The organism is Streptomyces sp. NPDC054840, from assembly GCF_053611065.1.
In genome coordinates this window covers 1-17,595 of sequence record NZ_JBSGZP010000069.1, presented here as the reverse complement: position 1 = coordinate 17,595, position 17,595 = coordinate 1, and the positions used below count along the sequence as shown (strand labels likewise).

The 17,595-nt window shown below is 72.4% G+C and carries 14 protein-coding genes; 5 read left to right on the top strand and 9 right to left on the bottom strand.

The features are described 5' to 3' along the window. Positions 1 to 104: 104 nt before the first annotated feature. The gene (locus ACWGIU_RS07920; RefSeq protein WP_453703480.1) at positions 105 to 1,118 is read right to left on the bottom strand and encodes a WD40 repeat domain-containing protein; all 1,014 of its coding nucleotides are present in this window, start codon (positions 1,116 to 1,118) and stop codon (positions 105 to 107) included. Between the two features lie 76 nt (positions 1,119 to 1,194). On the opposite strand from ACWGIU_RS07920, the gene ACWGIU_RS07915 reads away from it, so the two are divergent. Next, the gene (locus ACWGIU_RS07915; RefSeq protein ID WP_453703478.1) at positions 1,195 to 1,887 is read left to right on the top strand and encodes a GDSL-type esterase/lipase family protein; all 693 of its coding nucleotides are present in this window, start codon (positions 1,195 to 1,197) and stop codon (positions 1,885 to 1,887) included. 160 nt (positions 1,888 to 2,047) lie between these two features. Here the strand turns inward: ACWGIU_RS07915 and ACWGIU_RS07910 are convergent, their stop codons facing one another. From ACWGIU_RS07910 to ACWGIU_RS07895, 4 genes are all read right to left on the bottom strand, one after another. After that, positions 2,048 to 3,037: an aldo/keto reductase gene (locus tag ACWGIU_RS07910; RefSeq protein WP_453703476.1), complete on the bottom strand. Its 990-nt coding sequence runs from the start codon at positions 3,035 to 3,037 to the stop codon at positions 2,048 to 2,050. Positions 3,038 to 3,323: 286 nt separating this feature from the next. Then, positions 3,324 to 3,878, bottom strand: a complete 555-nt coding sequence (gene thpR, locus ACWGIU_RS07905; protein ID WP_453703474.1) for an RNA 2',3'-cyclic phosphodiesterase — start codon at positions 3,876 to 3,878, stop codon at positions 3,324 to 3,326. Between the two features lie 115 nt (positions 3,879 to 3,993). After that, entirely contained in the window at positions 3,994 to 5,349 is a 1,356-nt protein-coding gene (locus ACWGIU_RS07900) for an MFS transporter (protein ID WP_453703472.1), read from the bottom strand. Positions 5,350 to 5,375: 26 nt separating this feature from the next. After that, on the bottom strand, positions 5,376 to 5,813 hold the full coding sequence (locus ACWGIU_RS07895) for a MarR family winged helix-turn-helix transcriptional regulator (protein ID WP_030010566.1): 438 nt from the start codon (positions 5,811 to 5,813) through the stop codon (positions 5,376 to 5,378). Between the two features lie 129 nt (positions 5,814 to 5,942). Between ACWGIU_RS07895 and ACWGIU_RS07890 the strand changes: the two genes are divergently transcribed. Then, positions 5,943 to 6,125, top strand: coding sequence for a hypothetical protein (locus ACWGIU_RS07890; protein WP_030010567.1), 183 nt, complete (start codon positions 5,943 to 5,945; stop codon positions 6,123 to 6,125). A gap of 1 nt (position 6,126) precedes the next feature. Here the strand turns inward: ACWGIU_RS07890 and ACWGIU_RS07885 are convergent, their stop codons facing one another. After that, entirely contained in the window at positions 6,127 to 7,590 is a 1,464-nt protein-coding gene (locus tag ACWGIU_RS07885) for an NCS2 family permease (protein ID WP_453703470.1), read from the bottom strand. A gap of 128 nt (positions 7,591 to 7,718) precedes the next feature. Here ACWGIU_RS07885 and ACWGIU_RS07880 point away from each other — a divergent pair, with 128 nt between their 5' ends. Further along, positions 7,719 to 8,027 (top strand): DUF2530 domain-containing protein, encoded by a 309-nt coding sequence (locus tag ACWGIU_RS07880; RefSeq protein ID WP_453703468.1) that lies wholly within the window; start codon positions 7,719 to 7,721, stop codon positions 8,025 to 8,027. 334 nt (positions 8,028 to 8,361) lie between these two features. After that, complete coding sequence (locus ACWGIU_RS07875; protein WP_453703466.1) at positions 8,362 to 10,830, top strand: HAD-IC family P-type ATPase; 2,469 nt, start codon at positions 8,362 to 8,364, stop codon at positions 10,828 to 10,830. A 33-nt stretch (positions 10,831 to 10,863) separates the two neighbouring features. Here the strand turns inward: ACWGIU_RS07875 and ACWGIU_RS07870 are convergent, their stop codons facing one another. The 3 genes from ACWGIU_RS07870 to serC all read right to left on the bottom strand — a co-directional run bounded on the left by ACWGIU_RS07870 (position 10,864) and on the right by serC (position 16,667). After that, entirely contained in the window at positions 10,864 to 12,051 is a 1,188-nt protein-coding gene (locus ACWGIU_RS07870; protein WP_453703464.1) for an acyltransferase family protein, read from the bottom strand. A 213-nt stretch (positions 12,052 to 12,264) separates the two neighbouring features. Next, positions 12,265 to 15,396, bottom strand: coding sequence for a sacsin N-terminal ATP-binding-like domain-containing protein (locus tag ACWGIU_RS07865; protein ID WP_453703462.1), 3,132 nt, complete (start codon positions 15,394 to 15,396; stop codon positions 12,265 to 12,267). A 152-nt stretch (positions 15,397 to 15,548) separates the two neighbouring features. Then, the gene (gene serC, locus ACWGIU_RS07860; RefSeq protein WP_453703460.1) at positions 15,549 to 16,667 is read right to left on the bottom strand and encodes a phosphoserine transaminase; all 1,119 of its coding nucleotides are present in this window, start codon (positions 16,665 to 16,667) and stop codon (positions 15,549 to 15,551) included. 84 nt (positions 16,668 to 16,751) lie between these two features. Between serC and ACWGIU_RS07855 the strand changes: the two genes are divergently transcribed. After that, positions 16,752 to 17,595, top strand: an 844-nt coding sequence (locus tag ACWGIU_RS07855) for an FAD-binding oxidoreductase (RefSeq protein ID WP_453703458.1), incomplete at its 3' end; no start/stop codon positions are given.

Sequence of the window (17,595 nt, the reverse complement as noted above, 5' to 3'; positions counted from 1 at the left end):
CCCCTCAAGTGCCGGCGGGGGCTGGATGGGGCGGCGGGGCCGGGTCGGGGTCCCTCAAGCGCCGGCGGGGCTGGGTCGCGGCCGGGGGCAGGCGAGGGCGCGGGTCAGTCCCGCGTGCGGCGGCGGAGCACCCGCTTCGCGCCGAAGACCAGCACCAGGCCGCCCGCCAGGACGAGGGCTCCCTTGCCGAAGCCGACCGCCGGTTCCGTCGCGGGGGACGCGCCCGGCGGGGAGCCCGGCTGCGGCGAGGCCGAGGGAGCGGTGGCGGCGGCGACCGGGACGGCGATGACCCGGCTGCCCTCGCCCTCCGCGCCGAACATCAGCGTGGAGCCGTCCGGCGTGTACGTCACCGACTCCGCCTGCCCCTGCCACGGCGCGTCCACCCGCTCGCCCTCGCCCGCCGGCAGGCCGTCCTTCCACGGGTAGGTGCGGGCCGTGAAGTAGCCGCGCAGCGTCAGCCGGGTGCCGTCGGGGGAGAACGCCCCGTCCGTCACCCACGGCACGTCGGCGACCCGCCGGAACACGTTCGTGCCGCCCGTCGTCAGCTGCGCGGGGCCCTCGTACAGGCCGCCCTTGTTCTCGTCCTTGCTCGCGATGTACACGCGGCCCGTCACCGGATGGACCATCAGGGCCTCCGCGTTGCGCGCCCCGTCCGCGTACTTCACCGTGAACTGTGCGGCCTCGACCGTGACATCGCCCAGTTGCTTCGGCTCCGGGAAGCGGTAGATCCACACGTGGTCCCAAGTGCCGTTGCGGTTGTCGCCGATGTCCCCGACGTAGAGCTGCCCGTCCGGGCCCAGCGAGATTGCCTCGACGTCGCGCGGTTTCCTGATCCCCTTCAGTGTCACGCGGGCCACCGTCCGGCCCGTGGCCGAGTCCACCGCGTAGATGAACGGGCCGTCGTCGCTGTCGTTGTGCGTCCAGTACACGCCCGGGTGGATCCGGCTGGCGGCCAGGCCGCTCGACTCCTTGATCCGCGGGTCGGAGATGGTGAAGGAGGACGTGGCGGGGGTCTCCGCCGCGAGGGCCGGACCCGGCAGCACGGCGAGTGCGGCGGCGACGGCGGCGGTGACGGCAACGGCGGCGGACGCGGCGGCGGACGGCATGGGCAGGCGCATTCCCCCAGCCTGCCAGTACGTGCCGCGTGTCCGGCGTCACAGGGGTTTCTGTCGCGCGATCCGCGATGATGACCGGATGCGTTTCATGTTCGTCGGCGACTCCATGACCATCGGACGCGCCGGCGACTACACCTGGCGCTACCGGATGTGGCAGCACCTCAGCTCGGCCTCCGGCGGTCCCTACCGGATCGTCGGTCCGCGCTGCGAGCTGTACGACACCGTCGCCGACACCCCAACCAGCCACGCGTACGCCGACCCGGCCTTCCCGGAGCGCGCCCGCCGCCACCTGGCCGGCTGGGGCGAGGGCTGGCAGCACATGGCCCCCCTCATCGGCCCCGCGGTCGCCTCGACCGGGGCCGACGTCCTGCTGGTCTCCCTGGGGCTGATCGACCTCGGCTTCTACACCGACGCAGAGCAGACCGCCGCCAACGCCCGCCGGTTCATCGCCGCGGCCCGCGCCGCCCGCCCCGCCGTCCGCATGGTCCTGCTGCCGGTCATCCCGAACAGCCGGGCCGAAGAGGACGCCCCCTTCGCGGCCGAGGTGGCCCGCTTCAACGAGCTCCTCGCGAAGGCGGTCGCCGACCTGACGACCGACGCCTCGCCGATCATGCTGGCCGCGCGCCCGGACGCGTACGACATCCACCGCGACACCTACGACGGCACCCACCCGAACGCCTCGGGCGAGCACCGGCTGGCGGGCGAGTACGCGGCCGTCCTGCACCAGGCGTGGGGGATCGGCGGCCCGTACCGGCCCGCGCGGGGGCTGTAACACGCCTACCAGGGCGGGGTTTTGCTCCGAACGCACGCGAAGCGGCTGGCATGGTGCCCCCTGCGGTACGGGCGGCTCGGATGCTCCGGCGACTTCCTCGGCCGGGTCGGGCGTGCTGCCGCAGCCGGCGCGGGCCACGGCAGCACGTGCCTCTCAGCGGTTACCAGGCGAAGGCCTCCGGGGACGGTCCCGGCCCGGGGAAGATCTCGTCCAGCCCGGCCAGCACCTCCTCGCTCAGTTCCAGCTCCAGCGCCCGCAGGGCACTTTCCAGCTGCTGGGCGGTGCGCGGGCCGACGATCGGGCCCGTCACGCCCGGCCGGGTGAGCAGCCAGGCCAGGGCGGCCTCACCGGGCTCCAGGCCGTGCTTGTCGAGCAGGTCCTCGTACGCCTGCACCTGCGCCCGTACCGAACTGTTCGCCAGCGCGTCGGCGGACCGGCCCGAGGCCCGGCGGCCGCCCTCGACCTCCTTCTTGAGGACCCCGCCCAGCAGGCCGCCGTGCAGCGGGGACCAGGGGATGACTCCGAGGCCGTAGTCCTGGGCGGCCGGGATGACCTCCATCTCGGCTCGCCGCTCGGCGAGGTTGTAGAGGCACTGCTCGCTGACCAGGCCGACCATCCCGCGCCGGGCGGCCGTCTCGTTGGCCTGGGCGATCTTGTAGCCGGGGAAGTTGGAGGAGCCCGAGTAGAGGATCTTGCCTTGCTGGATGAGCACGTCCACGGCCTGCCAGATCTCCTCGAAGGGGGTCCGGCGGTCGATGTGGTGGAACTGGTAGAGGTCGATGTGGTCGGTCTGGAGCCGTTTGAGGCTGGCCTCGACGGCCCGGCGGATGTTCAGCGCCGACAGCCGGTCCTCGTTGGGCCAGGTGTCGCCTTCGCGGGACATGGAGGCGTAGACCTTGGTGGCGAGCACCGTCTTCTCCCGCCGGCCACCGCCCTGGGCGAACCAGGTGCCGATGATCTCCTCGGTACGGCCCTTGTTCTCACCCCACCCGTAGACGTTGGCCGTGTCCACGAAGTTCAGGCCTGCGTCGAGTGCGGCATCGAGGATGCCGTGGCTGGTCGGTTCGTCTGTCTGCGGACCGAAGTTCATCGTGCCGAGAACGAGTCGGCTGACCTTGAGTCCGGTGCGTCCGAGCTGCGTGTACTTCATGGGGCACTAGCCAACTGCTTCGAGTGCGCTCCAGGCAAGGGCGGAGCGGACCGTTCGGGCGCCGCTCGGCGAGGCCGGGCCGGCCCGGCTGCCGACGCGTTCGGGGGCCATCGGGCCGATCGAGGGGCTACTGGCCGACGGCAGCCGCCACGGCTACGACGACGAACATCAGTACGAGCACACCGGCCATCACACGGTTTCTGGTCTTGGGATCCACCCGTCGAGCCTAACGCGGGCCGCCGGCTCCCCCGCACGCCCCCCGGTTCCCGCCGGCGGGCGTGCGGGTTCAGCCGCCGAGCGGCCAGGCGCCGGCGGTCTCGTAGCGGGGCTGCTCGCCCGGTACCCCGCCGACGGGGAGGTTGCTGCGGACCAGGCTGAGCGTGTCGACCTGCCAGGGTGTGCCCTCGAAGTCCGTGAGGGCGTCCAGGTAGGGGCGCAGCGGGGTGGTGGCGCCGCGGCTGCGGGCCAGGGTGAGGTGTGGGGTGTACCGGCGGTGCTGCTCCATCGGTACGCCGGCCCGCCGGGCGGCGGCGTCGGCCCGTTCGGCGAGCATCCGCAGGGCGGCGAGCTCCCCTGCGGCGCCGACCCACAGGGCCCGGTCCCCGAAGTGGCCGGCGCCGTGCAGCCGCAGGGCGAAGGGGGCCGTGCGGTGGGCGGCCCGCTCCAGGCGGGTGTGCAGCTCCGGGAGCACCTCGTCCCGTACCTCGCCCATGAAGGCGAGGGTGAAGTGCCAGCCCGCCCGCCCGGTCCACGTCAGCTGGTCGTCGTGGACCGTGTGTACGGCGGCGGCGAGCTCGGCGACTGCCCCTGCGGGCGGCAGGACGGCGGCGAACAGTCTCATGCGGCGAGCGTAGCCGTGCGCGGCGCCGTTGTCCGGGCCCCTGACCGCGACCCCCGGCGTTCGAGGCGCGGGGGTCGGGCGGAGCCCCGGTGGGGTCCGGGGCGGAGCCCCGGGGTCAGGCGGCCGGGACCAGCTCGCGGGGGGCGGCCGCGGGGACGAAGGCCACGCCGCGTCGGCTCCACCGCACGCGGAGGTTGCCGACCCGGGCCAGGACCACCGCGATCGCGACGGACGCGGCCAGGGAGATCACGCCGCCCGCGGCCATGCCGATCCGGGCGCCGTAGGTGTCCGTGATCCAGCCGAGCAGCGGGGCGCCCAGCGGGGTGCCGCCGGTGAACACCATCATGAACAGGGCCATGACCCGGCCGCGCATCTCGGGGTCGGTCGCCATCTGCACGCTGGAGTTGGCCGTGACGTTGACCGTCAGGCCGAAGATCCCGATGGGCACGAGCAGCGCGGCGAACAGCCAGAACCCGGGTGCGAAGGCGGTCACCAGGAGCAGGGCCGAGAACAGCACGGCCGCGGCGACCAGCAGCCGCAGGCGGGACTGTCCGCGCCGGGCCGCCAGCAGGGCCCCGGCCAGGGAACCGGCCGCGATCAGGGTGTTGAAGAGTCCGTAGGTGCCCGCGTCCCCGTGGAAGACGTCGCTGACGTACGCCGAGAGCCAGATCGGGAAGTTGAACCCGAAGGTGCCGATGAAGCCGACGAGCACGATCGGCCAGATCAGCTCCGGGCGGCCGGCCACGTAGCGCAGGCCTTCGCGCAGCTGCCCCTTGGCGCGGGGCCTCGGCTCGACCGGGTGCAGTTCGTGCGTCCGCATCATCAGCAGGCCGGCGAGGGGTGCGGCGAAGGACAGTCCGTTCAGCAGGAAGGCCCAGCCGGAGCCGACCGCGGTGATCAGCACACCGGCGATCGCCGGGCCGACCAACCGCGCGGACTGGAAGTTGGCCGAGTTCAGGCTGACGGCGTTGGCCACTTGGTCCTTGCCGACCATTTCGGGGACGAAGGTCTGCCGGGCCGGGTTGTCGACGACGGTGACCAGGCCGATCGCGAAGGCGGCGAGGTAGACGTGCCATACCTGGACGTGTCCGGCCAGGGTGAGGACGGCGAGGGCGATGCCGGTCAGGCCCATCGCGCTCTGGGTGGCGAGGAGCAGCGGCCGCTTGGGCAGCCGGTCGGCGAGTACGCCGCCGTAGAGGCCGAACATCAGCATCGGCAGGAACTGCAGGGCGATGGTGATGCCGACGGCGGAGGCGGAGCCGGTCAGTGAGAGGACCAGCCAGTCCTGGGCGATGCGCTGCATCCAGGTGCCCGTGTTGGACACGACCTGGCCGGTGGCGAAGAGCCGGTAGTTCCGGATCCTCAGCGAGCTGAACATGGAGCCCTTGCTCGCGGGTGCCGCGACGGGCGCGGCGGTAGCGGGGGTGGATATGTGGCCGGGTGCGGAATCTGCTCCGGTTCCCGTACTCAAAAGCGTTCGCCTCCTGGCGTCGTTCCTTACAGGTGCGCGAGCTTCTCCAGGACGGGGGCGGCCGCGCGGAGCTTGGCCCATTCGTCCTCGGTCAGCTCGGCCGCGAGCCCGGCCAGGAAGGCGTTGCGCTTGCGGCGGCTCTCTTCGAGCATCGCTTCGGCCTCCTCCGTCTGGCGGACCACCTTCTGGCGGCGGTCGTCGGGGTGCGGTTCCAGCGTGACCAGTCCCTTGGCTTCCAGCAACGCGACGATGCGCGTCATCGACGGCGGCTGGACGTGCTCCCGCCGCGCGAGCTCGCCGGGTGTGGCCTGGCCGCAGCGGGCGAGGGTGCCGAGGACCGACATCTCGGTCGGGCTCAGCGACTCGTCGACGCGCTGGTGCTTCAGGCGCCGCCCCAGCCGCATGACGGCGGAGCGGAGGTCGTTCACGGCGGCTGCGTCGTCGCCATGGGAAAGGTCATGCATGTATTTAGAGTAACTCATTACTCTCGCTAAGGAACACCATTTTCCGGCTCACACCGGGGGTCACTCATACGGGTGAGCCGACGGCTGAAAGCGACACGCGTCCGCGCCCTGTGCCCCGACTCTTTCGGCATGGGGACACATGTGCTGAGCATGCGCATAGACGGGGAGCTCCTCGACAGGCTCCGGATCCATGCGGCCAAACGCGGAATGAGCGTCCAGGACTATGTGGTCCGGACGCTCATTCGCGATGACTTCGACGAGCGCTTCAAGGCGGCCGTCGACGAGACAGAGAAGTTCTACGGGCTGACGTGAGCTACTGCGCGAGGCCGAGGGCGGGCATCGCGTAGTAGAAGACGAACACCGCCGCCACCACGTACATGGCCACCGGGACCCCGCGTCCCCGGCCGGTCGCCAGGCGCAGCGCGCAGAAGCTGATGAAGCCGATGCCGATGCCGTTGGTGATCGAGTAGGTGAAAGGCATCATCACCATGGCCAGGAAGGCCGGGACGGCGATGGTGAAGTCGCTCCAGTCGATGTCCTTGACCGAGCCCGCCAGGATCAGGAAGCCGACCGCCACGAGCGCCGGGGTGGCCGCCTGCGACGGGACCATGGTGGCGAGCGGGGTGAGGAACAGCGCGACGGCGAAGAGGCTGCCCGTCACGATGTTCGCCAGACCCGTACGGGCACCTTCGCCGACGCCGGCCGTGGATTCCACGAAGCAGGTGGTCGCGGAGGAGGAGGTGGCGCCGCCCGAGGCGACCGCCAGGCCGTCGACCAGCAGGACCCGGTTGATCCCGGGGAATTCGCCGGTCTTCTTGTCGATCAGCTTGGCCTCGTCGCCGACGCCGAGGATCGTGCCCATGGCGTCGAAGAAGCAGGACAGCAGCACGGTGAAGACGAAGAGGATGCCGGTGAGCATCCCGACCTCGTCGAAGCCGCCGAACAGGCTGACCTCGCCGACGAGCCCAAAATCGGGCGCGGCCACCGGGTTGCCGGGCCATTCGGGGACCGTGAGGCCCCAGCCCGAGTCGGGCACCTTCGCGACCAGCTGGACCGCGACCGCGACGAGGGTCATGGCCACGATGGAGATCAGGATCGCGCCCGGGACCTTGCGGATCAGCAGGGCGAGGGTGAGCAGGACGCCGATGGCGAAGATCAGCACGGGCCAGCCGTCCAGGTGGCCGGTGCCGCCGAGCTGGAGCGGGACCGTGGTGTGCGCGGCGTCCGGGATGCGGGAGACGAAGCCCGCGTCGACCAGGCCGATCAGCATGATGAACAGGCCGATGCCGATGGCGATGCCCTTGCGCAGGCCGAGCGGGACGGCGCTCATGACCCGCTCGCGCAGGCCGGTGGCGACCAGCAGCATCACCACGAAGCCGGCCAGGACCACCATGCCCATGGCGTCGGGCCAGCTCATACGCGGGGCGAGCTGGAGCGCGACGACCGTGTTCACGCCGAGGCCGGCGGCGAGGGCGATCGGGACGTTGCCGATCACACCCATGAGGAGGGTGGTGAAGGCGGCCGTCAGGACGGTGGCCGTCACCAGCTGACCGGAGTCGAGCTGGTGCCCGTACATGTCCTTCGCGCTGCCCAGGATGATCGGGTTCAGCACGATGATGTACGCCATGGCGAAGAAGGTCGCGAAGCCGCCGCGGACCTCACGGGCGAGGGTCGAGCCGCGCTCGGAAACCTTGAAGCAGCGGTCCAGCGGACTGGAGGGGTGCTGGGGGGAAGACTCCGGGGCAGTGGCTGCGGAGGCGGGGGCCGGGGTACTCATACGGTCCTCATTGGGTGGTTCATACGAAGAAAATGGGCCACGCCCACACCGTTTCAGTATGAACACATGAACGAAAGAGCGTCCATCTCCGCGCGTAGATGTCATTTCGCGCCGCCTAGACTTGCCGCATGGCGAAATGGATTGCGAAGCACGAGGCGCCCGAGCCCCTGGAGGGCCCCATCGTCGCCACCGTCACAGGCGGCACGATCCTGTGGTTCGCGCTCTTCCTCGTCCAGCTGCCCTTCTACGGGTGGTTCGCCGACCGGGGCCAGCTGTGGTGGGTGTGGACCTGTGCGGCCGGCGGCTTCCTCGGCCTGATCGGCATCTGGTACGTCCGCGGCCGCGACGCGGCCCTCAAGCGCCACGCCGCCGAGCAGGCGGAGGTCGCTGCGCGGGACGGGCAGGCCGGGCAGGCGGGCTCTGGGCCGCAGGCCTGACCGGGCGCGGCGGTCCTGACCGGGCGCGGCGGTCCTGACCGGGCGGCCCAGGCGCCGCCGGGGCCGGGCCCGCAGGCCCGGCGGAGGGGCGGGGCGCGGGTCCGCAAGGGTGGGGCGGTGCCCCTCCGGGACGTCTCCTCGGTTCGCGAACCCTTGGCCGGATCGGCCCGCCGCCCGGCGGTGGGTTCGCTCGACCTGCGGGGACATCCCTGAGTGTCCCCGCCCCACGGCACGGCTCACGGGCGCTACCAAGGGACGATTCGGGTCATCCTGAGGTCGGATCTTCCCGCTGCTCGGCGGGTGAAGCGAGTGAACCCCGCTTAACGTCGAAGGCATGACGCAGCGGGCTGGAACCGAATCCGACGGGCCGGAGCCGGGTGCCGGGACGGCGGCCGCCCCCGCCATCGACGCGGGAGCGGAGCTGGACCCCGTACACCCGGTGCGACCGCCCGCGCCCCTCTTCAAGCCGGGCGGGCTGAGCACCGCCGAGGTCGCCGAGCGGGTCGCGCGGGGCGAGGTCAACGACGTTCCCGTCCGGAGCAGCCGCTCCACCACCGACATCGTTCGCGCCAACGTCCTCACCCGGTTCAACGCGATCATCGGCGTGCTCTGGGTGATCATGCTCTTCGTCGCACCGATCCAGGACAGCCTCTTCGGCTTCGTGATCGTCGCGAACACCGGCATCGGCATCATCCAGGAACTGCGCGCCAAGAAGACCCTCGACAGCCTCGCCGTCATCGGCGAGGCCAAACCCGGTGTGCGCCGCGACGGCCGGACCGCCGAGATCTCCACCTCCGAGATCGTCCTCGGCGACGTCATCGAACTCGACCCCGGAGACAAGGTCGTCGTCGACGGATCCGTCGGCGAGGCCGACGGCCTGGAGATCGACGAATCCCTGCTCACCGGCGAGGCCGACCCCGTCCTGAAGAAGCCCGGGGACACGGTCATGTCCGGCTCCTTCGTCGTCGCCGGCGGCGGCGCCTTCACCGCCACCAAGGTCGGCCGGGAGGCCTACGCCGCCCAGTTGGCCGAAGAGGCCTCCCGCTTCACGCTCGTCCACTCCGAGCTGCGCTCCGGCATCTCCACCATCCTCAAGTACGTCACCTGGATGATGATCCCGACCTCCATCGGCCTGATCATCAGCCAGCTCCTCGTCAAGGACAACAACCTCAAGGACTCCATCGCCCGGACCGTCGGCGGCATCGTCCCGATGATCCCCGAGGGACTCGTCCTGCTCACCTCCGTGGCCTTCGCGATCGGCGTCATCCGGCTCGGCCGCAAGCAGTGCCTGGTCCAGGAGCTGCCCGCCATCGAAGGCCTCGCCCGCGTCGACGTCGTCTGCCTCGACAAGACCGGCACCCTCACCGAGGGCGGCATGGACGTCACCGAGCTCCGCCCGCTCGGCGGCGCGGAGCCGGCCTACGTCAAGAAGGTGCTCGGCGCCCTCGGCGAGTCCGACCCGCGCCCCAACGCCAGCCTCCAGGCGATCATCGACGCCTACCCCGCCATGGCGGAGTGGCGCTGCACCGAGTCCCTGCCCTTCTCCTCCGCCCGCAAGTACAGCGGCGCCAGCTTCAGCGAGGGCGACGGGGAGAACAACACCTGGCTGCTCGGCGCCCCCGACGTACTGCTGCCCGCCGGGGACCCGGCCCTCGGCGAGATCGACGACCTCAACGAACGGGGACTGCGGGTCCTGCTGCTGGCCCGCTCCGCCCGCGAACTCGACGACGCGGCCGTCGCCACCGGGGTCCGGCCGACCGCCCTGGTCGTCCTGGAACAGCGGCTGCGTCCCGACGCCGCCGATACCCTGCGCTACTTCGAGGACCAGGACGTCAGGGCGAAGGTCATCTCCGGCGACAACGCGGTCTCCGTCGGCGCGGTCGCCGGCAAGCTGGGTCTGCCGGGCGCGGCGAACACCGTGGACGCCCGGGGGCTCCCCACCGGCCAGGCCGACATGGCTGAGGTCCTCGACGGCAACTCCGTCTTCGGACGGGTGAGCCCGCAGCAGAAGCGGGACATGGTGGGGGCCCTCCAGTCCAAGGGCCACACGGTCGCCATGACGGGCGACGGCGTCAACGACGTGCTCGCCCTCAAGGACGCCGACATCGGCGTCAGCATGGGATCGGGCTCGGAGGCGACGAAGGCGGTGGCCCAGATCGTCCTCCTCAACAACAGCTTCTCGACCCTGCCCTCGGTGGTGGCCGAGGGCCGCCGGGTCATCGGCAACATCACCCGCGTGGCCACCCTCTTCCTCACGAAGACGGTCTACTCGGTACTGCTGGCCATCCTGGTGGTCTGCTCGCAGGTCGAGTACCCCTTCCTGCCCCGCCACCTGACGCTGCTGTCCACGCTCACCATCGGCATCCCGGCCTTCTTCCTGGCGCTGGCCCCGAACAAGGAACGCGCGAAACCGCACTTCGTGAAGCGGGTCATGCGCTACGCGATCCCCGGCGGAGTCATCGCGGCCGTGGCCACCTTCGTCTCGTACCTGATCGCCCGCCACCACTACACGGGACAGGGCGCTCTCGAAGCCGAGTCCAGTGCGGCCACCCTGACGCTGTTCCTGACGTCCATGTGGGTCCTGGCGATCATCGCCCGCCCGTACACGTGGTGGCGGGTGGCCCTGGTCGGCGCGATGGGCGGGGCGTTCCTGATCGTTCTCGTCGTGCCGTGGCTGCAGGACTTCTTCCAGCTCAAGCTGGTGGGTGTCACGGTGCCGTGGATCGCGGTGGCCGTCGCCGTGGGCGCGGCCGTCCTGATCGAGTTCACCTTCAGATGGGTCGACCGCAGGTTCCCGGCCTGACCGGGACCGATCCTGATCCGGCCCGGGCCCGGGTCAGGAGACCGATACGGGCTGCTGGCCCTCGGCGGTGGCCGGGCGGGGGGCCGGGACGCCCTGCGTGGGGCGGCGCCGGGCGCCGATGTCCTTCAGACGCATCGCCGGGCGCTCGACCAGATGCCAGGAGAGCACCGCCGCGACCAGCGCGCCGGCCAGGGAGAGCCCCAGGTAGGCGGCGAAACCCCAGCGCGCGCCACCGAGGACGGCCAGCGACTGCTGCACGAGGAAGCCGTAGATGTAGATGCCGTACGAGTAGTCGTGCTTGGCGCCGATCCGCCGGAACGGCTCGGGCAGCCGGATGGCCAGCCACAGCAGCAGGTAGCAGAAGGCCGGCACGCCCAGGGCGAAGAAGTACCCGTAGTGCAGGGTCAGCACGAACACCACGGCGCTGAGGGCCGCCAGCGGGTCGCTGACCGGGACGCGCTCCTTGTAGACCTCCAGCACCGCACCGAGGGCGAAGGCGAAACCGAGGTAGATCATGTAATTCACGCTGTGCGGGCCCATCAGCGGGATGACCAGGTCACCGCCGTGCGCCGCCGTGCCGGCCCCCGCGTTCAGGCGGTTGCCGATCGCATCACCGACGACCAGGCCGCCCAGGACCAGCGCCACCGCCAGGACGGTCCGCCGGGACCGCACCAGCGGGCCGCCGAGCGCGAGCAGGCCGACCCCGAGGTAGCAGAGGATCTCGTAGGCCAGTGACCACAGGGCGCCGTTCATCGCCGCGTTGTGCGTGAGCCCCTTGGTGGCGCCGGTCTCCATCACACCGGATATCCCCCACTGCCCGACGCCGACGGCCCAGTTCGCCTCGGCGTAGGCGAAAGGGCCCTGCGGGTGGTCCCAGAACCCGGCCGTCCCGCCGTGCTGACGCCAGTACAGGAAAGGGGCCACGGCGAAGGCCGTGACGGCCATGCACACCCAGAAGCCGGGCAGCAGACGCAGAGCGCGGTGCCACAGGAAGCGGCCGACGGGCAACCGGTTCCCGCTGCGCGTCACGAGGATCCCGGAGAGGAAGAAGAAGCCGAAGACGGCCATCTTCCCGAGGTCGATCTGCCCCTGCGAGAAGCTGTGACCGAACTCACGGCTGCCGAATCCGAGGATGCCCGCGTGCGAGACCACGACGGCGGACGCGAGGAGCAGCCGCAGGAGGCCCAGGCTGTTGTTCCGGCCGGAAAACAGCTCGGACACCGGCCCGTGGGACCACCGGAAGCCGGCCGAACGGGCTCTCCTGTCGGGCATGACGCTCCCCCTGAACGATTCCCTGAGGGCGCGTTCTCTTCGTGGTCGTGGATCCGCCGGTCGGACGAAAGCACTGATCAGTCTGAGTCGGCACGTGCTGCCTGTCAAAGGGAGCGCACGGTTTCCGGGCGGCCGGCCGCCCGGGTCCCGGCCCGCCTCCGGTCAGTCGAACCAGCGGTCCCGGGCCAGTTCCGCCGTACGCGACGGGTCCTCCAGCAGCGCCGCCACCTCGAAGCGGCGCGGCCACTGGCCCGCGGACCAGGCAAGGCCCGCCGCCACACCCTCCAGCGTCGACGCGTGGAGCGTGCCGTCGGGGGTGCGGCGCCAGTCGAGCTCCGTGCCGCCCGCGACCAGCTCCTCGTGCTCGACATACGTCGCCGGAGTGGCCGGACCCAGCAGCACGAGCACCGACTCCGGAACGTCGTGCTCCTCGCCGGGCGTGCTCACCTCCGCCGGAACCGTCTCCGAGAGGCGGCGCACCTGGAGCAGCTCCGCGAGATCCACCGTGCGGGACGGGGGGACCGGCAGCAGCGGCAGCCCCGTCGTCAGCGGGAGCAGGTCAGGGGCGTCCGCGATCACCGCGTCGGCCGCGTCCACCACGAGCACCTCGCCGTCCACCACCGCGCGCAGCTCGTCCGGGAGGGTCACCTGCTCGGGGTCCAGATCGGCCAGCGCGCCGTACAGGCCGTGCAGCTGGTGGCCGGTGACCTCGCGGTCCGGGTCGGCGAGCCGGGCCAGCAGTTCGGCGGCGCCGCCGGGCTCGTCCAGCAGGGCCGCCACGGAGGTCCGTACGCCGAGCGCCCGCAGGACCTGCTCGTCCTCGAAGCCGGTGGCGTCCGCCGAGGTGTAGAGGCCCGCCAGCAGCGGGTCGCCGCCCGCCGCGCGCAGGCCCGCCGGGCGGCGGCCGTCGAGCACCGGGTGGTCGCGCAGCCACCAGGCGGTGTACGGGCGCACCGACTGCGTGGTGCCGTCCGGCAGCAGGATCCGTACGGGCTGGGTCAGCGCGTCACGCAGCGGCGGCTGCGCGAGCAGGGCGAGGGCCTGCGGCCAGCAGTCGTCGTCGACGAGGTCGAGGTCCCGGACGGCGATCAGCTCGGTCGCCACCGGCGGGACCGGGGTGTCAGGCAGCTGGTCCAGGACGTCCTCGCACCACACGTCCACCGCGTCCAGCAGGCCCACGTCGTCGGGCTCGGCGAAGTCACCCTCGCGCGGTTCCATTTCGTCCGGGTCGAGGACCACGTCCGTGGCGCGGACCAGCTGGAAGGTGGCCAGGACCCCGCACGCGGTGAGCGGGCCCGCACCCCACCTCTCGGCGAGGTCCGCGTCCACGTACGGGACCTCGTCCTCGCGGATCACCGAGGCCAGCGGGCTGCCCGGAAGCAGGAGCTCGCCCGCCGGGACCAGGTCCCCGTCCTCGTCCGGCAGGGCCAGCGCGCCGAGCCACGGCTCGTCGCCCGGGGCCAGATCGGCGTCCTGGACCAGTCCCAGGACCACCTCGGCCAGCTCGTCGGCGTCCAGGGTGTCGGCGTCCTCGTCCCAGATCTCCCCCGCGTCCAGGGAGGCGGCGACGGCCGCCCGCACCTGCGGGGTCGTCAGGACGGCTCGCGCCGTGGCCGGGAGGGCGCCGAGCTTCTCCAGCAGCGGGTGCGCCGCGTCCGGGTGGGCCACCTTCAGGCCCAGTCGGGCCAGGCTCGCCGGCGTGTCCGCACCGGGCAGCAGGATGTGCCGGGGGCCGATCGAGGTACGGCCGTCGGCGAGCGGCACGGGCAGCCCGGACAGCCGGTCGGGGTCCACCCCGGCGAGGCTGTCGTAGAGCCGGTGCCACCAGTCGGGGGTCCGCTCGATGCCCGCGATCCGCTCGATGGCATCGCCCAGCGGCAGCCGGCCCACCCCCAGGACGCGCAGCTCGGCGCGGCGCTCCAGGCCCGCCGGCAGCAGGGTCGGCAGGACCTCGGCGAGGACGCGTACGGTGTCGGCGCCCGCGCCCTCCACCACCTCGGCCTCGAAGGGCCGCAGGGCGGCGCGCTCCTCCGCGTGCTCGGGCGGCGCGGCCGGCGCGAGGAAAGCGGTACGGGGCAGGCGCCGGAGCACGGCGGCGCGCAGGGCCCCGTCCAGCTCACCCTTGCCGAGCGGGCCGGGCACCAGGTCCACCAGAGCGGTCGTCACCGGATCCCAGGCGCCCAGGAGTTCGGCGTACGCGTCGGCCGCGCGCTCCACGAGGAAGTCCGTCAGCGGGCCCGGCGCCGGGTGCCGGCGGGTGGTGTCCAGCGGCAGGGTCGCGATGAGCAGTGCCGGGATGCCCAGCGGCTCGTCGGTGGGGGTCGGCGCGTGCACCACGGGGGCCGTGACCGGGCGCACCGGGGCGCCGTCGGAGTCGACGGGCACGGCCCAGGACACCGCCCAGGCGGGCCGCAGCCGCTCCTCGACGGGCCGGTCGGCGAGCAGCGCGCGCTCGATGGGGCCTCCGTGGCGGACGGTGCGCCAGCGGTGGGTGACCGTGCCGGATGCGGTGGTGTCCTCGATGACCGTGTACGAGCCCTCGTCGCGCCGGGACAGGGTGCGCGCACCGTCGGACGGGGTCTCCACGACGACCTCGCGCAGCCCGGGCAAGGTGAGCAGCAGGGCGTCGTCGACGCCCGCCAGCAGCCGCTCCACCAGCCCCTCCGCGGCCGCGTCGCGCAGCGGGAGGACCACGACGGTGTCGTAGCCCTCGGGGGCGGTGCCCTCGGCGGGCAGCGGGAGGCGCAGCAGCGGAACGTGCCCGTCACGGCGGCGCAGTTCGTCACCGAGGCCGGGGCTGCCGACGGCGGCGCCCCGAGCCAGTTCGCGGGCCTCGGCCAGGGACCAGCGCACCCCGCCGTGCCGGCCGAGCACCGCGGGTTCGTCGGAGACGGCCAGTACGGCCGCGAAGCCCACGCCGAACCGGCCGACGCTGTCGCCGGAGGGCTCCCGTTTGGCGGAGGCGCGCAGGGTGCTCAGCGACTCCACGCCCGTCGCGTCCAGCGGGGCACCGGTGTTGGCGACGGCCAGCAGCGCGTGCCCGCCCTCGCCCTCGTGCAGGGTGAGCCGGAGCCGGCCGGGCACCTTGGCCCGGGCCGCGGCGTCGGCGGCGTTCTGCGCCAGCTCGATGACGAGCCGGTCCCGGTAGCCGCCGAGCGCGAGGTCCTCCTCGGCGTTGGCGTCCTCGCGGAACCGGGCCGGGCCCGCACCCCACGCGTCGAGCACCCCGCGCCGCAGCCGGGCCGTGCCGAAGGGGTCCACACCGCTCTGGGCCGCCGTCACTCGCACGCTCACGCCGCTGCCTCCAAGAATCGCCGCCGGAGCCCTGAAGGTACCGCGTACGGGAGGACCCTCACGCCGGTGGCCATCGGGGTGTACGGGGAACGCCGAAGCCCCCGGCGACAGCAGGTCACCGGGGGCTTCGCGCCGTACGGGGCGGGTGGTGGTCAGAGCTTCTCGATCACGTGGTCGATGCAGGCCGTCAGCGCCTGCACGTCCGCCGGGTCGATCGCCGGGAACATGGCGATGCGCAGCTGGTTGCGGCCGAGCTTGCGGTACGGCTCGGTGTCCACGATCCCGTTGGCGCGCAGCACCTTGGCGACGGCCGCCGCGTCGATCTCGTCCGAGAAGTCGATCGTGCCGATGACGGAAGAGCGCTTGTCGGCGTCCACGACGAACGGGGTCGCGTACTTGGACGCCTCCGCCCAGCCGTACAGGTTGCGCGCACTGGCCGCCGTACGGCCGGTGGTGAACTCCAGGCCGCCCTGGCTGTTCATCCACTCCAGCTGCTGGTCCAGCAGGAAGAGCGTGGACAGCGCCGGGGTGTTGTACGTCTGGTTCTTCAGCGAGTTGTCGATCGCCGTCGGCAGCGAGAAGAACTCGGGGATGTGCCGGCCCGACGCGTGCACGCGGGCGGCGCGCTCCAGGGCGGCCGGGGAGAACGCGGCCAGCCACAGGCCGCCGTCCGAGGCGAAGGACTTCTGCGGGGCGAAGTAGTAGACGTCCGTCTCGGTGATGTCCACCGGCAGACCGCCGGCGCCCGAGGTCGCGTCCACCAGAACGAGGGACCCGGCGTCGGCGCCCGCGACGCGCTTGATCGGCGCCGCCACACCCGTCGAGGTCTCGTTGTGGGTGTACGCGTACACGTCCACGCCCGCCTCGGCCACCGGCTCCGGGTGCGTACCCGGCTCCGAGGAGATCACGGACGGCGCGTCCAGCCACGGCGCGAGCTTCGCGGCCGTGGCGAACTTCGAGGAGAACTCGCCGAAGGTGAGGTGCTGGGACTTCCGCTCGATCAGACCTGCGGTCGCGATGTCCCAGAAAGCGGTGGAGCCGCCGTTGCCCAGGATCACCTCGTACCCGTCGGGGAGGGAGAAGAGGTCCCGGAGGCCCTGGCGCACCGAGCCGACCAGGTTCTTGACCGGGGCCTGGCGGTGTGAGGTGCCGAGCAGGGAGGTACCGGTGGCGGCGAGGGCGTCCAGCGCCTCGGTCCGCACCTTGGAGGGGCCCGCGCCGAAGCGTCCGTCGGCGGGCTTGATGTCAGCGGGAATCTGGATCTCAGCCACGAGCGGAGCGTATCGGGTCCCGGTCCGCGCCTCGGAAGCGCGTCCACCCGATGAGACGGGTCGGACCGGTGGGAGGGTGGGACCGTGACGTCACCCGGTGAGCTCGAACGGACCTTGCGGAAGAACGTGCGCGGGGAGATCGACTTCGGCGCCGCGGCTCGGGCCCTGACCACCATGGACGCCTCGAACTACCGGCGTGTCCCGGTGGGAGTGGTCGTCCCGTGCGACGCCGACGACGTGGCGGCCGCCCTCGCGGTGTGCGCCGAGGCCGGGGTCCCGGTCGTACCGCGCGGCGGCGGGACCTCCATCGCTGGCCAGGCCACCGGCGTGGGTGTGGTCCTCGACCTCACCCGGCACATGAACGCCCTCGTGTCGGTGGACCCCGGTGCCAGGACGGCCGTGGTCCAGCCCGGCCTGGTCCTCGACCGGCTGCGGGACGCCGTGCGCCCCTACGGGCTGACCTTCGGGCCCGACCCGTCCACCCACTCCCGCTGCACCCTCGGCGGCATGATCGGCAACAATGCGTGCGGGGCCCACTCGGTCGCCTGGGGCACCACCGCGGACAACGTGACCGAGCTGGCCGTGACGGCCTACGGGGGTACCGCGCACCGGATCGCCACGGGTTGGGCGGGCGCCCCCGACGGGCTGCGGGAGCTGGTCACCGGGCACCTGGGGCTGCTGCGCACCGGGATGCCGCCCGGCTTCTCGCGGCGGATCTCCGGGTACGGCGGCCTCGACGCGCTGCTGCCCGAGCACGGGGTGCAGCTGGCGCGGGCGTTCTGCGGCAGCGAGGGCACGCTCGGGGTGGTGACGGAGGCGGTGGTGCGCCTGGTGGAAGCGCCGCGCGCACCGGCGCTCGCGGTGCTCGGCTACGCCGACGAGAGCGCGGCGGCCGAGGCGGCGGCGGGACTGCTGCCGTACGGGCCGC